Raw genomic sequence first — 15,051 nt, 5'->3', positions numbered from 1 at the left:
TTAAGAAAATTAAGGGAAACTTATATCTCCCTTAATGCTAAATCTCTCAATTTTTTTAAACACCAACCAAAGTAATTGCTTAATACATTATTTAAGTAATTTTAATGCATAAGACTTAGTTCACCTAGCGTCGGAAATTTGACAATAACTCACTGGTAATCGCTTTATTGTGTTCCGAAATTTTATTTTTTTTAGTTTTTGCAGGGTTTGGGTCCACACGCTCAATTTTGATCGCTTTAAATTTCCCCTGATTATCCGCTGCAAGAAATCTTACTTTTTCATTTCTTTTTGGCTCACCTTCTGATGCAGGGAAATCAGAAATATGAAAGAAAATATCTCCTTCAGTGGTTGAAATAAAACCAAATCCCTTATCGGCGTTATATTGTTTTACTCTTCCAACATAAAACTCTTGCTTCATGATCTTTCCCCTATTTTTTCCCATCCAATCGTTGCGGTAAATAAAAAGAGACTTTCAATTCCGCTCTTAAAAAAATATACGGTTTGATGAAGTCTCTTTTTATTGCTATGTCAAAAATTAATCTTTTTGAACACTACCAAAAATCTTGTCGCCAGCATCGCCTAAACCAGGAACAATATAACCATGTTCATTTAAGCCATCATCAATAGATGCAGTATAAAGCTGAATATCGGGATGTGCTGCTTCTACTTTTGCAATTCCTTCAGGAGCTGCAACTAACACCATAACACGAATATCTTTACAACCACTTGCCTTTAGCACATCAATGGCAGCAACTAAAGAATTACCCGTTGCTAACATTGGGTCAATAATCATCGCAATACGGTTCGCCACATCTGGAACTAACTTTTTATAGTAAGTACGTACTTCTAACGTAGCCTCATCACGTTCAAGACCTAACACACTGACTTTGGCACTTGGAATCAGGTTAAGTACGCCATCAAGCATACCAATACCTGCACGTAGAATTGGTACAATCGTTATTTTTTTACCAGCAATACGCTGAGTAGTAACATTGCCAGCCCAACCTTCAATCTCACAATCCACAACTGGTAAATCTTTGGTTGCTTCATATGTCAATAACATAGTCACTTCTTGAGCAAGCTCACGGAAATTCTTAGTACTGATGTCAGCACGACGTAATAAACCTAATTTATGACGAATAAGTGGGTGACGAATTTCTTGAATGGCCACAGATGTTACCTAAAAATATAAAAACGTATTTATTATAATCTTTTTTTAACTATCAATAAAAAAAAGCCTCCATATTTGGAGGCTTTTTTGTACACAAGAATTATTGCTGTTGTGAAAGCATGAAATGTAATGGAGATAAAATTTCTGCTTTTAATGCCAAATTAATCATTGGATCTGGATATACACCCAAAATAATCACTAATGCAGCAGCAGCCAACACCATTAAACCACCCACTTTTTGTCCCCAATGTGCATCAGCATCAATACGAGGAGTTTCAGGTGGAGTCATATACATAACAACCATCACACGTAAGTAGTAATACAAACCAATGCCACTACCTACAATAATCATTGCAGCTAAGAACCAGTGTTGAGTCGTTACAGCAGCCATAACAACCAAGAACTTACCAATGAAGCCCGCTGTTAATGGAATACCAGCCAAAGATAACATCATGACTGTTAATGTTGCTGTAAGTACTGGACGGCGCCAGAACAAACCACGGTAGTCTGCAAGGCTTTGAGCTTCATCTACGTTGTTATATGGGCTAGACATTAACGCTACTGCACCAAAGGCACCAATAGTGGTTAATACATAAGTCACCACATACACAGTTACACTACCTAAGCTCGCATATGTCATGCTAATTAAAGCAATTAACAAATAACCAAAGTGAGCAATAGATGAATAACCCAAAATACGTTTTAAGTTCACTTGACGAACAGCGAGCAAGTTACCGACTAAAATTGACAATACAGCGATGATTGTCAAAACAGTCACTAGCGAGTTCACCATGATTGCGCCAGAAGCAAGCAAATAACGTACGAACAAACCAATTGTCGCAACCTTAGCAGCAGTCGCTAAGAAAGTTGCCATTGGAGCTGGAGCGCCTGCATATACATCTGGTGTCCATTTGTGGAACGGTGCAAGCGATAATTTGAATGCAACAGCAAAGATAATGAGTGCTAAACCTAATAACACCATTGGCTGTTTGATTGCACCAAATAAAGCTTGAACAGAATCATAGAATGAAAGCGAACCAGTATAAGCGTAGATATACGCCATACCCATCAACAACATTGCAGAAGCTGTTGCAGAAAGCACAAGGTACTTAATGCCCGCTTCAAGCGATTGACTACGTTGATATGTATAAGCAAGTAAGCCATATACAGGAATCGACATTAACTCAAGGCTAATGAAGAAAGATGCATAATGAGAACTTGCAACCATCAACATTGCACCAGCTACAGAAGCAAGTAACAGAAGATAGAGTTCTTCGCGGTTGTCTTTATAAGTCTCGATATAAGCATGAGACAAAGTACAACAAGCCAATGATGCAACTAGAATCATGAACTGATAGAACAAAGTAAATGGATCAACCATAAACATGCCCATCACATTTGCCGGTACAAATTTACCGCCAAATAGTTCTAGCAAGATATAAAGTGCAGCAAGGTTTAAACCGACAACAGAAGTTGTTGCGATTAAATTATGGTTACGTTTAATTGAAATTAACAACATGACGACGACTGTTGTCAAAGCAACAATCATCACCGGTGCTAAAGGCATAAGCGTAGAGAATGATACTGTGAAGTTCATGATTATTGGATCTCCACATGGTCAAGTTGAGTAGCTGTTTGCTGAACAGTTTCAACGACTTCTTGTACTGGCACATAACTATTGACCAACCACTGCATACTTGAATGAGATACATCCAAGAATGTTTGTGGGAAGATACCAAGCCAAACGAGACCAATCGCACAAATCATCAAAATAACAACTTCACGAGCAGATAAGTCTTTTAATGGACTAGTGTAGTGTTGCTTTTGTTCAGGGTTTGGCTCACCAAATAAAGCACGGTGAATCAAGATCAAGCCATATAAACCTGCAAATACAAGGCTGATAGAAGCAAGAATCGTGAAGGCAGGATATTTATTAAATGAACCCATCAAAATCAGGAATTCACCAATAAAGTTACCTAAACCAGGCACACCAACAAGAGCAGCTACGAAGAACATTAAGAAGAATGGTAAGTATTGGAGTTGACCACGAAGACCACCCATCAAACGCAAATCACGTGTATGCAAGCGCTCGTAGATTTGACCAGACATAATGAATAATGCAGCAGATGACAAACCATGTGCCAACATCATGATCATTAGACCTTGGAAGGTCAAAATATTACCTGCATAGATTGCAAGTAAGATGAAACCCATGTGTGAAATCGACGTATACGCAAGTAAACGTTTCATGTCAGTTTGCTGGTAAGCACACCAAGCGCCGTAGAAAATACCAATCAAACCGAAAATAATCGCAATATCTGCAAACTGTGCAGAAGCTGCCGGGAAGAATGGAATTACAAAACGGAGCAAACCGTATGCTGCTGTTTTAATCAAGATACCAGCCAAGTCTACAGAACCTGCTGTAGGAGCTTGAGCATGGGCATCTGGTAACCAGCCATGCAATGGGAAAACTGGTAACTTCACTGCAAAACCAATAAAGAAGCAGATCATGAAACCATATGCGAAGCCAGCAGGTAAACGATTCGCTACAGCTAATAAATAGTTGTAATCAAAACCGATCATACCTGTCATCATGTAACCATAGACCACAAGGCCAAGGATACCGATTAACATCACTAAACCAGCGATTTGCGTATATAAGAAGAACTTAGTTGCAGCGTAAACACGTGAACGGCCGTTTGAACCTTTATGACCCCATAACGCAATCAAGAAGTAGATTGGTACAAGCATCATCTCCCAGAAGAAGAAGAATAGGAACAAATCGATTGCCAAGAACACGCCAATAACGCCACCTAAACTCCATAATAAGTTTAAGTGGAAGAAACCAACATTCTTTTGAATCTCGCCCCATGAACATCCAACAGCAAGTACACCCAGTAAAGCTGTTAACAACACCATGAGTAAAGACAAACCATCCACTGCTAAGTGAATGCCAATACCGAGAGACTTAATCCAAGGTAAATAGAACTCAGCTGACCAAGTTGGGACTTTTGAGCCTAACTCGTAGCTATAAGTACCATTTTGCCAAAGTGCAAGACCTAAGCCCAAAGTAATGAGCATACCAATTAAGGCAATCCAGCGTGGCAAAGTTTTGTCGAGTTTATCGACTAACCAACAAGTAAAACCTGCAATGAACGGAACAAGGATCAGCGCGGGTAAAATTAAATTGTTTTCCATTTTATTTCCCCACTACCTGAATAACGATCAAGATCATCAATAACACCACTACACCGAGTGACATGCTTGATGCGTATTCACGCAATGAACCTGTTTGACGTGAGCTTGTGAAACTGTTTCCGCCTTTAACAAGCGCAGGAAGAACAAGCCATAAGCTGTCAATCGGATCACGACCAAATAGTTTGGCGAAGAATAAATAAGGTTTAACAAAAACAATGTCATACAACGCATCGAAACCAAATGCAGTACGACAAATATGAGCTAAGCCAGCACCAAGACTTGTTTGAGCAAACGATTTCACTGCACCGTAAGCAAATGCAAATAGACCAATACCAACAGCTAAACCAACAAGCGCAATGCCTACAGCTAAATGCTCTGCCCCATGCATGCCTTCTACAAATTGTTCAGCAACATGGAATTCAGGAATTTTTGCTGTATTTAAAATACTAGCTACTGGACCTTTTAATGCAGCACCCACAAAAGTAGACAATACTGCCAAGATACCTAATGGCGCCCAGTAAGTTGCACCTTTAATCTCATGGTAATGCGTATTTTCTTTACCGAAGAATACAACCCAGATTAAACGGAAGGTATAAATTGAAGTCAGGAATGCACCTGCTACACCAGCCCAATATAAAGTGTGGTATAGAGCAATTGATTGACCTTGTACCCAAACTTCACCAAGAATCGCATCTTTTGAGAAGAAGCCGATTGTTAAGAATGGAATCGCTGCTAATGCACCGCCACCAATCGCAAAACATGCAAATAGGAATTTGTTTTTGTAGAACAAACCGCCCATTTTGAAAATGTTCTGTTCGTGATGGTAAGCAAGAATAACTGCACCAGAAGACAAGAATAATAATGCTTTGAAGAATGCGTGAGCTAACATGTGGAACAGGCCAGCTTGATACGCTTCTGCACCTACAGCCATAAACATATAACCAAGCTGACTCATTGTTGAGTAAGCCAAAATACGTTTGATGTCTGTTTGCACGAGAGCAGCAAAACCTGCAACTAATAAAGTTACAGCGCCTGTTACCGAAATGAATTGCATCACTTCAGGTGCAAGCTCAAATACGCTGAATAGGCGGCAGCATAAATACACACCAGCCGTTACCATTGTTGCTGCGTGGATTAATGCAGAAACAGGTGTTGGACCTGCCATCGCATCTGCCAACCATGTTTGCAATGGAATTTGAGCAGATTTACCAGCAGCACCTAAGAACAACATTAATGCAGTCCAGATAGTAAGTGACGAACTCTTCGTCATGACTTCTGCTGCGTGTTCAACGATGTACTGAGTATTAAGCGTACCAAATTGTTGGTAAAGCAAGAATAAAGCGATAAGTAGGAATACATCACCTACACGAGTAACTGTAAATGCTTTGATCGCTGCCCAACCATTTGCAGGGTTTGCATAATAGAAACCAATCAGCAAGTAAGAGCATAGACCTACGCCTTCCCAACCTAAGAATAACAACGCTAAGTTGTCACCCAATACAAGCACAAGCATGCTTGCAACGAATAGGTTGAAATAAGAGAAGAAGCGCGCATAACCTTCTTCACCACGCATGTACCATGATGCAAAGATGTGGATTAGGAAACCAACACCTGTGATCATGCCCATCATGAGTAAAGATAAGCCATCTAAATGTAAGCTAATGCCAGGAGCGAAACCACCAACATTGAACCATGTCCAAAGGTTTTGAACAAAAACCTGTTGGCCGCTGTTGGTAAATGCCATACCAGCAATCAATGCAAATAATGCAGATAAACCTACAGAACCCACACCGATAATTGCTGCAACATTTTCAGAGAGCTTATCACGCCCTGCCGCCAATAAAATAAAACCGATTAGCGGAAATAATACTGTTAGATATAAATAACTCATCCGCGCATCTCACTAGCAGCATCCACATCCAAATGATGGAAGCGATGATAGAACTGAAGGACAATCGCAAGACCGATACACGCCTCTGCCGCAGCAAGGGTTAAAATCAGAATGAACATGACTTGTCCATCTGGTTGTGCCCATACGCTACCCGCAAGAACGAATGCTAACGCAGCAGCATTCATCATGATTTCAAGGCTCATTAACATAAATAGTAGGTTGCGTCGCACCATTACACCGTAAAAACCGAGTGCAAAAAGAATGGTTGCAACAATCAAACCATGTTCTAAAGGGATCTGGCCCATTATTCTTTTTCCTCTTCTGCACCTGGTTCACGTTTACCTAAGTGGTATGCTGCAACAAGGGCTGCTAGCAATAACATCGCGGCAACTTCAACCAATAATAAGTAGTGAGTAAAGAGCGCTTGACCAACAACTTTTGGTCCAATTACTTGTGCTCCAAGTGGTGCAGAGATGGTTGTATATTCACCACCAAGCATCCAAACTAAAAGCAAGCCAAGTAAAAAGCTCATGAGTGCTGGATATGCCCAAGCATCTGAAGAAAGCCATTTACGCTCTTGTTCCACAGTGTGTTGCCCTAAGTTAAGCATCATCACAACGAATACGAACAAGACCATAATCGCACCAGCATAAACAATGATTTCGAGGGCGCCAGCAAACGGCGCACCTACGATCATGAAAATACCAGCAACAGCTAGTAATGAAACAATCAGACTAAGCAATGCATGTACAGGGTTCGTGTTAGTCACTACACGAACCGTAGAAACGATGGCCACGAGCGCCATCAAATAAAACGGCCACATCATGGTAATAGACTCCGTACATCGATTGGTGCACTTTCTTTTTGTGCTTGACCTTTCTCTTTACCGTTAATTGCCATACCAGTTACACGGTAGAAGTTGTAGTCTGGGTATTTACCTGGACCTGAAATGAGTAAGTTTTCTTTCTCATATACGAGGTCTTGACGTACGTATTCGCCCAACTCGAAATCTGGAGTTAACTGAATCGCTGTCGTTGGACATGCTTCTTCACACATACCGCAGAAGATACAACGAGAGAAGTTGATACGGAAAAACTCCGGATACCAACGACCGTCTTCTTTTTCAGCTTTTTGCAGTGAAATACAGCCAACTGGACATGCAACCGCACAAAGGTTACATGCCACACAACGCTCTTCCCCATCTGGGTCACGTGTCAAGATAATACGACCACGATAGCGAGGTGGTACAATTTCCTCTGCTGGTACTTCTGGATAAAGAATTGTGTCACGTTTACGGAAACCATGGGTAAATACCATGAATAACGTCCGAACGATTGACCCAACTCCAGCTAGAATTTTATACATTTTGTACTCCCTGCTGTCTTAGGCCTGATTCATCAGAATCACAGCACCAGTTACCAATAGGTTAACCAACGCCAGCGGCAAACAAATTTTCCAACCGAAGTTCATGACTTGGTCGTAACGTGGACGCATTAAAGAACCACGTGCCAATACAAACATCATTACGAAGAATGCTGTTTTAATCACAAACCAGAACACTGGTGGAATAAATGGAATTTCTAAATTGAATGGCGCTAACCAGCCACCAAAGAATAAAGTCACGATCAATGCAGAGATAAGTACAACGTTTACATATTCAGCAACGAAGAACATACCCCATTTCATACCGCCATATTCAACATGGTAACCTTCAGCCAATTCTTGTTCTGCTTCAGGTTGGTCAAATGGGTGACGGTGAGTTACCGCAACACCAGCAACCACGAAAATCAAGAAACCTAAGAATTGTGGAATGATGAACCAAACGTCACGTTGAGCTTCAACAATTTCACGAAGGTTAAATGAACCAGCGATTGCAACTACGCCCATTAACGAGATGCCCAAGAACACTTCATAAGAAATTGTTTGAGCAGCTGAACGCAAACCACCGAGTAATGAATATTTGTTATTTGATGACCAACCACCGAATAACACTGCATAAACCGCAATACCAGCCATAGCCATAAAGAACAACAGACCGATGCTCATGTCTGCAACACCTAATGCAGGGCTTACAGGAATAACCATGAACGAAAGCACCGCAGTTGCCATCGCAACTGCCGGAGCTAAACGGAAAGTTAATTTATCGGCAAATTTTGGTGTCCAGTCTTCTTTGAACATGATCTTAAGCATGTCAGCAACGATCTGGAACATACCACCAGGACCAACACGGTTTGGACCATAACGGTCTTGCCACCAAGCAAGTAAACGACGCTCAATAAAAGACATCAATGCAGCAACAAGTACAACGACAAGCAAAATCACAACTGCTTGAACCACTGCATAAGCAATTGGCCAGTTCTCAGCCCAAAGTGGCGTTTGACGTATAATTTCTTGATTCATGAATTACACTCCTAATGCCACTGAAACAGGCTCAGCTAAGGATACTGTCGGTGCTAAACCAACTGGGTAACCGATATAACCTGTAGGTAAATATTCAATTACTTGTACAGGTAAGCTCACTGTAGTTTCGCCTGCTTTAACTGTAATACGTTGACCTTCTTGTAGGTTCAAACGCGTTGCGTCTTGTTCGCCTACAGCAAATACAGCTTCAGGAATACGAGTTTCCATTGCAGGTGTTTTAATCGTGAATTCACCAGAACCAAAAATATGGTGCATTGGTACAAGACGGAAGCTTTCAGGGTTTGCAACTACTGCAGTTGGAGCAACATAGCTACGTGCTGGACGTTTTGCTAAACGGTCAAATAAACGAACGCCTGAATCACCACCTTTTAAGTGACCACCCACTTCATCTTGGTATTTGTTCCAAGATTGTGGAGAGTTCCAACCTGGCGCCCACGCAAATGGTACAAGCGAAGAAGCTTTTTGCGGACCTACATAACCTTCCATAGAGAATGTTAATGCTGAGTCCGGGTCTGTCGGTTGCTTAGGTTCATGAACCGATAAAGGTGCACGAATTGCTGTACGACCAGAATAGCGACGTGGTTCACGAGCAATTTTCAAACCATGTACACGATAGCCTGCATCTGGTGCAACATCTTGAATTGCTTCAAGTACCGGAACATTTTTAACGATACTTTCAATGACGTCATCAAGCAATGTCCAATCAACTGGCTTACCTTTAAGACCAGTTTCAATGGCATGCAACCAACGCCAAGATTCTTTAATCGCGTATTCAGGTTTGTAGTAGCTTGGATCGTAAACTTGATAGAAGCGCTGAGCACGACCTTCTTGGCTTACAACAGTACCATCACCTTCGGCAAAGCTTGCTGCTGAAAGCACAATATCCGCCTGTTTCACAGTTTCTGTTTCGCTGTGATCAAGCACGATTACTGTTTCAGCTTTATTAAGTGCTGCTTTAACTTGAGCAGCTGGTAAACGACGGAACAAGTCATTTTCAACAATAACAAGTGTGTCGTAGTCTTGAGCAAATGCTTGTTCAAGGCTTAAGCCACCAAACAATGCCAAGCCCATAGAGTTCACTTCAGGAACTACAAGGCTTAAACCAGCTTTTGACCCAAGGTTTTGTGTTAACTCTGCTGCAGCTTCCATAATTGAAGCATCTTGCAAGCTCGTACCCGCAATAATTAACGGTTTGTTTGCTGCTTTTAAAGTGTCTGCAATAGTTTGAGCAAATGCTTTTGCATCGTCATCTAAACCATTAACTGTTTCACCTTTAACTGCCGCAGCAACTGCAAAACCTAAACGCGCAATGTCATTTGGAGAGGCAACAACTTCACCAGTTGCAACATCGGCAAGACGAGTTTGAGTTGCAGCCAAAATATAGATCGGAGATTTCGCTTCCTGACCAATACGTTGTACTGGTTCAGCCAACCAATCTGGCGTACGTGTTTTTGCAGCCATTTCGCGAGCTTTGTTTTTCGCAGCTTGACGAACTGACAAAGCCATACGTGGTGCAGTTTGGGTTAAATCTTCACCCAAAATTAATACTGCATCATAGCTTTCAATTTCACGCATGTTCGGGTTGTAAATACCTTCTGTTTGCATGATTGAAGCAGCAAGTTCAATAAGTTTTTGCTCTTTTTGTGCAACACCTGTTGAGTAGTTTGCCTGGCCTACAAGTTCACGTAATGCATAGTTTGATTCTAAGCTTGCACGTGGTGAACCGATACCTAAAACTTTTTTACCTTCAAGTTTCGCAATTGCTTGATCTAAAGCTTGGTCAACAGAAACAGTTGCTACTGTTTCGCCATTACGGAACTGAGGTTGACGTGGACGATCTGCACGGTTTACATAACCTGTGCCAAAACGGCCTTTGTCACAAAGGAAGTATTGGTTAACCGAACCATTGAAACGGTTTTCTACACGACGGATTTCGCCATAACGCTCACCCGGAGAGATGTTACAACCTGAAGAACAGCCATGACACACGCTTGGTGCATATTGCATATCCCATTTACGGTTATAGCGCTCTGAATGAGTCTTATCGGTAAATACACCTGTTGGACATACTTCAGTCAAGTTACCAGAGAATTCAGATTCTAAAGTGCCTGATTCTGGACGACCAAAGTAAACACGCGATGCATTGGCAAACACACCAAAGTCTGTACCGCCCGCATAGTCTTTGTAGTAACGAACACAACGGTAACAAGCAATACAACGGTTCATTTCATGCGCAATGAATGAGCCTAGTTCTTGGTTGTAATGTGTACGCTTAGTAAAACGATAGCGACGACGGTCATGACCAGTCATTACAGTCATATCTTGTAAATGACAGTGACCACCCTCTTCACACACCGGACAGTCATGTGGGTGGTTGGTCATTAAGAACTCAACGATAGATTCACGAAAATCCGTTGCTTCTTTGTCTTCAATCGAGATATAGGTATTGTCAGATGCTGGTGTCATACATGACATCACAAGACGTCCGCGCGTATCTTCAGGATTTGCATACTGAGTTACGGCACATTGACGACATGAACCAACAGAACCTAAGGATGGGTGCCAACAAAAATACGGAATATCAATGCCAAGGGATAAACATGCTTGTAGCAAGTTTTCTGATCCATTGACTTCGTACGATTTTCCATCGACATGAATTGTAGCCATAGTCGAATCCCTTAAGCTTGTTCTACGTTGCTAGTTTGCACGACAGGACGATTCGTCACTTTCGCTTCAAACTCGCTACGGAAATGTTTGAGTGCGCCCATAAGCGGCTCCATCGCACCTGGTGCGTGGGCACAGAAAGTTTTACCAATCCATAACTTACGAGTAAGTTCTTGTAAATGATCGATATCTTCTTTCTTACCTTCACCTGTTTCAAGTGCTTTAAGCGCTTTAACAGCCCATGGCAAACCATCACGGCACGGTGTACAGAAACCGCATGATTCACGCGCAAAGAATTCTTCAAGATTACGGGTCAACGACACCATACATTGAGTCTCGTCTACCACCATCAATAAACATGTTCCTAAACGAGAACCTGCTTTCATAATGGTTTCAGCATCCATTGGTAAATCAATGGTATCTGCAGGTAAAAAGTCAGTTGACGCACCACCTGGTAACCATGCTTTAAGCTTTAAGCCTTCACGCATACCACCGGCATGATCTTCGATTACTTCACGTGCAGTCGTACCAAATGGTAGTTCCCAAAGACCAGGGAATTTAACTTTACCTGACGCACCATAAATCTTAGTGCCTGGGTCTTTTGATTTACCAGCTGATAAACCGATATACCACTCTGGACCACGAAGCATGATTGCTGGCAAGTTGTTATAAGTTTCAACGTTGTTCACAATCGTAGGACGACCCCATGCACCAGCAACTTGCGGGAATGGCGGTTTAGTACGTGGGTTAGCACGACGACCTTCAAGTGAGTTAATCAATGCAGTTTCTTCACCGCAGATATAACGACCTGCACCAGTATGCACGTGTAACTCGAAGTTCCAGCCAGAACCTAAAATGTTGTCACCTAAGTAACCTTTAGCGCGAATTTGCTCAAGCGCCTCATTTAGGTATTGAGCAGCTTCGATGTATTCGCCACGAATGAAGATATAGCCTTGAGTTGCTTCTAAGGTATAACCTGCAATTAACATACCTTCGATCAATTGGTGAGGAAGTTTTTCCATCAACAAACGGTCTTTAAAGGTACCTGGTTCCATCTCATCGGCGTTACAGATCAAGTAACGTGGGCCACCATCGTTTGGCGCCATAAGAGACCATTTGATCCCTGCTGGGAAGCCTGCACCACCACGACCTTTTACAGTTGCAGCTTTAATGACTTCAAGCACTTCAGCAGGTTTCATGCCTAATGCTTTTTTAAAGCCAGCATAACCGTCAAGTGCTTCATAGTCGTCAGCGCTATGTACGGCATCTTGTTTGCTTAAACGCCAAGTCAGTGGATGAGTTTCCGGATTACCGTCGCCATAAATTGGTTTTGGTTCAGTATTCATACATACTTCTCCAATAACTGTTTGACTGATGTCACTTCAACTAAACCGTGAGTATCTTCATCAATCATTAACGTTGGGCCTTTGTCACAGTTGCCTAGGCAGCAAATTGGGAGCAGTGTAAAACGACCATCTTGTGTCGTTTGACCAAACTGAATACCTAATTCACGCTGGAATGCTTCAGCTAATGTTTCAGCACCCATTAAGAAGCAAGCAATCGAGTCACAAAGCAAAATTACGTGACGACCTACAGGCTGGCGATAGATACGGTTGTAGAACGTTGCTACACCTTCTAAATCTGCCACACTAATCGTCAATAATTGTGCGATGGCGTTCATTTGAGCATCATCTACCCAACCGTTACGGCGCTGTACGCACTTTAATGCATCTAAAGAAGCTGCACGTGGGTATGGATAGTGACCAATGTGATGTTCAATTTCATGGATTTCTTCAGCAGTCAAAATCCCTTCAACATTCACACGTGGTTTTTTATCAGTCAGAATCATCATTTTGCGTTACCTCTTAGCGATCCACGTCAGCCATAACCACGTCAATGGTCGCCAGATAAATGATTAAGTCAGACACTAAACTGCCGTTAATCACTGAAGGAATTTGCTGTAAGTGAGTAAACGTCGGTGTACGGATACGAGTACGATAACTCATCGTTGCCTTATCCGAAGTCAAGTAATAAGTACTTGCACCTTTCACAACTTCAGTCATGAATGACGCTTCACCAGCAGGCATGACAGGACCCCATGACACGCTCAAGAAGTGCGTAATCAAAGTTTCAATATCTTGTAACGTCTTATCTTTTGGTGGTGGAACAGCCAATGGGTGATCCGCTTTATATGGACCAGAAGGCATGTTATCCAAACACTGTTTGATAATTTTGAGTGACTCAGTAATTTCACGGAAGTGAACAAGAACACGAGCGTAAGCATCGCCTTCATACTCAACTGGCACATCAAAATCAAAGTTTTCATAGCCACTGTATGGACGATATTTACGAACGTCGAAATCAATACCTGTTGCACGTAAACCAGTACCAGTTACACCCCATGCAAGCGCAGATTTTGCATCGTATTGAGCAACATTACGTGTACGACCAATAAACACAGAGTTTTTAAGCGCAGCTGTGTAGTATTCGTTGAGACGTTTTGGCATCCACTCTAGCAATTCTTTAACAAGTTTTTGCCAGTTATTTGGAAGGTCGTGTGCTGTACCACCAATACGGAACCATGCTGGGTGCATACGGTAACCCGTAATTGCTTCAACAATGTCGTATACTTTTTGACGGTCTGCGAACATATAGAATACTGGTGTCATACCACCGGCATCCTGAATTGCCGTACCACAGTAAAGTAAGTGGTTATTAATACGGAACAATTCGTTCAACATGACACGAATCACTTGTGCACGCTCAGGAACTTTAATTCCTGCAAGCTGTTCAACTGCCATTACATATGGCATGTTTTGCGCACAACCACCCAAGTAGTCAACACGGTCAGTATAAGGAATGAAAGAGTGCCATGTTTGACGCTCAGCCATCTTTTCCACACCGCGGTGGTGATAACCGATATCAGGAACACAGTCTTTCACTTCTTCGCCATCTAACTGCAATACAATACGGAACGCACCGTGTGCAGATGGATGGTTAGGACCCAAGTTCAAGAACATGAAGTCTTCATCAGCGTTACCACGCTTAAGACCCCAGTCTTCAGGTACAAAGCGTAAATGTTCCTGTTCGAAATCTTGCTTCGCTTTGTCTTGCATATACGGCGTATATTCTGTCGCACGTGCTGAATATTCTTTACGAAGCGGGTGACCTTCCCAATAAGTTGGCAACAAGATACGACGGAGCATTGGATGCCCTTCGAAATTGATACCGAACATATCGTAAGCTTCACGTTCATACCAGTTGGCATTTGGCCAGATATTTGTCGCTGTCGGGAGGCTAAGATCATTTTCGTTCAAGGCAACCTTGATACGAATGTCACTATTACGCTCAAGCGATAATAAATGATAGAACACAGTGAAGTCAGATGCTGGTAAACCATCACGATGTTGACGTAAACGCTCATCCATCGCTGATAAGTCAAACAGCATTACATAAGGACGTTCCACTTTACGCAGGAACATGAGGACTTCTTGCACGCGTGCGCGCTCAACCCAGACTGTTGGAAACTCTTCAAAAGTCGCCTGCACATAGAAGTTCTCACCAAACTTGGTTTTGAGCTCTTCTACGATTGCAAATGCTGGGCGTGAATCAACTGGTGTTGATTCTGGCATAGCAATGTCAGTTTCAGCCATTGGCTTGGCTTCCTATTTAATACAAATTCTGTCAATTTTCTCGATGAACATAT

Annotated in this window: 13 protein-coding genes; all 13 read right to left on the bottom strand. The window is 42.1% G+C overall.

Annotated elements, in window-relative coordinates; genetic code table 11:
- Window positions 1-124: 124 nt before the first annotated feature.
- The gene (locus HMPREF0014_RS06895; protein WP_002050402.1) at window positions 125-418 is read right to left on the bottom strand and encodes a cold shock domain-containing protein; all 294 of its coding nucleotides are present in this window, start codon (window positions 416-418) and stop codon (window positions 125-127) included.
- A 117-nt stretch (window positions 419-535) separates the two neighbouring features.
- Window positions 536-1,171, bottom strand: a complete 636-nt coding sequence (gene upp / locus HMPREF0014_RS06890; protein ID WP_002050313.1) for a uracil phosphoribosyltransferase — start codon at window positions 1,169-1,171, stop codon at window positions 536-538.
- A 100-nt stretch (window positions 1,172-1,271) separates the two neighbouring features.
- Complete coding sequence (gene nuoN / locus HMPREF0014_RS06885; RefSeq protein WP_002050422.1) at window positions 1,272-2,768, bottom strand: NADH-quinone oxidoreductase subunit NuoN; 1,497 nt, start codon at window positions 2,766-2,768, stop codon at window positions 1,272-1,274.
- A 2-nt stretch (window positions 2,769-2,770) separates the two neighbouring features.
- Complete coding sequence (nuoM, locus tag HMPREF0014_RS06880; RefSeq protein WP_002050326.1) at window positions 2,771-4,369, bottom strand: NADH-quinone oxidoreductase subunit M; 1,599 nt, start codon at window positions 4,367-4,369, stop codon at window positions 2,771-2,773.
- Window position 4,370: 1 nt separating this feature from the next.
- Window positions 4,371-6,260 (bottom strand): NADH-quinone oxidoreductase subunit L, encoded by a 1,890-nt coding sequence (gene nuoL, locus HMPREF0014_RS06875; RefSeq protein ID WP_006581142.1) that lies wholly within the window; start codon window positions 6,258-6,260, stop codon window positions 4,371-4,373.
- A complete protein-coding gene (nuoK, locus tag HMPREF0014_RS06870) occupies window positions 6,257-6,565 on the bottom strand; it encodes an NADH-quinone oxidoreductase subunit NuoK (protein ID WP_000529822.1) in 309 nt (102 codons plus the stop codon). The genes nuoL and nuoK overlap by 4 nt, the downstream gene beginning before the upstream one ends.
- The gene (gene nuoJ, locus HMPREF0014_RS06865) at window positions 6,565-7,083 is read right to left on the bottom strand and encodes an NADH-quinone oxidoreductase subunit J (RefSeq protein WP_014205902.1); all 519 of its coding nucleotides are present in this window, start codon (window positions 7,081-7,083) and stop codon (window positions 6,565-6,567) included. Before nuoJ ends, nuoK begins: the two co-directional genes overlap by 1 nt.
- Complete coding sequence (gene nuoI, locus HMPREF0014_RS06860; RefSeq protein WP_000276693.1) at window positions 7,083-7,625, bottom strand: NADH-quinone oxidoreductase subunit NuoI; 543 nt, start codon at window positions 7,623-7,625, stop codon at window positions 7,083-7,085. Before nuoI ends, nuoJ begins: the two co-directional genes overlap by 1 nt.
- 18 nt (window positions 7,626-7,643) lie before the next feature.
- Entirely contained in the window at window positions 7,644-8,660 is a 1,017-nt protein-coding gene (gene nuoH, locus HMPREF0014_RS06855) for an NADH-quinone oxidoreductase subunit NuoH (protein ID WP_002050372.1), read from the bottom strand.
- A 3-nt stretch (window positions 8,661-8,663) separates the two neighbouring features.
- Complete coding sequence (gene nuoG / locus HMPREF0014_RS06850) at window positions 8,664-11,348, bottom strand: NADH-quinone oxidoreductase subunit NuoG (protein WP_006581143.1); 2,685 nt, start codon at window positions 11,346-11,348, stop codon at window positions 8,664-8,666.
- Window positions 11,349-11,359: 11 nt separating this feature from the next.
- Window positions 11,360-12,691: an NADH-quinone oxidoreductase subunit NuoF gene (gene nuoF / locus HMPREF0014_RS06845; RefSeq protein ID WP_002050452.1), complete on the bottom strand. Its 1,332-nt coding sequence runs from the start codon at window positions 12,689-12,691 to the stop codon at window positions 11,360-11,362.
- Window positions 12,688-13,197, bottom strand: a complete 510-nt coding sequence (gene nuoE, locus HMPREF0014_RS06840; protein ID WP_002050341.1) for an NADH-quinone oxidoreductase subunit NuoE — start codon at window positions 13,195-13,197, stop codon at window positions 12,688-12,690. The genes nuoF and nuoE overlap by 4 nt, the downstream gene beginning before the upstream one ends.
- 13 nt (window positions 13,198-13,210) lie before the next feature.
- A complete protein-coding gene (gene nuoC, locus HMPREF0014_RS06835; RefSeq protein WP_002050296.1) occupies window positions 13,211-14,998 on the bottom strand; it encodes an NADH-quinone oxidoreductase subunit C/D in 1,788 nt (595 codons plus the stop codon).
- Window positions 14,999-15,051 lie beyond the last annotated feature (53 nt).

The sequence above is a fragment of the Acinetobacter sp. RUH 2624 genome (assembly GCF_000162375.2).
Classification (GTDB): Bacteria; Pseudomonadota; Gammaproteobacteria; order Pseudomonadales; family Moraxellaceae; genus Acinetobacter; species Acinetobacter nosocomialis.
The sequence above is the reverse complement of the archived record's forward strand: the minus strand, read 5'-3'. Positions and strand labels throughout refer to the sequence as shown.

Coding starts and splice junctions, on each gene's coding strand:
- nuoF (WP_002050452.1), bottom strand. CDS start 12,691: ATGAATACTGAACCAAAACCAATTTATGGCGACGGTAATCCGGAAACT.
- nuoN (WP_002050422.1), bottom strand. CDS start 2,768: ATGAACTTCACAGTATCATTCTCTACGCTTATGCCTTTAGCACCGGTG.
- nuoM (WP_002050326.1), bottom strand. CDS start 4,369: ATGGAAAACAATTTAATTTTACCCGCGCTGATCCTTGTTCCGTTCATT.
- nuoK (WP_000529822.1), bottom strand. CDS start 6,565: ATGGGCCAGATCCCTTTAGAACATGGTTTGATTGTTGCAACCATTCTT.
- nuoC (WP_002050296.1), bottom strand. CDS start 14,998: ATGGCTGAAACTGACATTGCTATGCCAGAATCAACACCAGTTGATTCA.
- nuoE (WP_002050341.1), bottom strand. CDS start 13,197: ATGATGATTCTGACTGATAAAAAACCACGTGTGAATGTTGAAGGGATT.
- nuoJ (WP_014205902.1), bottom strand. CDS start 7,083: ATGTGGCCGTTTTATTTGATGGCGCTCGTGGCCATCGTTTCTACGGTT.
- HMPREF0014_RS06895 (WP_002050402.1), bottom strand. CDS start 418: ATGAAGCAAGAGTTTTATGTTGGAAGAGTAAAACAATATAACGCCGAT.
- nuoH (WP_002050372.1), bottom strand. CDS start 8,660: ATGAATCAAGAAATTATACGTCAAACGCCACTTTGGGCTGAGAACTGG.
- nuoI (WP_000276693.1), bottom strand. CDS start 7,625: ATGTATAAAATTCTAGCTGGAGTTGGGTCAATCGTTCGGACGTTATTC.
- nuoG (WP_006581143.1), bottom strand. CDS start 11,348: ATGGCTACAATTCATGTCGATGGAAAATCGTACGAAGTCAATGGATCA.
- nuoL (WP_006581142.1), bottom strand. CDS start 6,260: ATGAGTTATTTATATCTAACAGTATTATTTCCGCTAATCGGTTTTATT.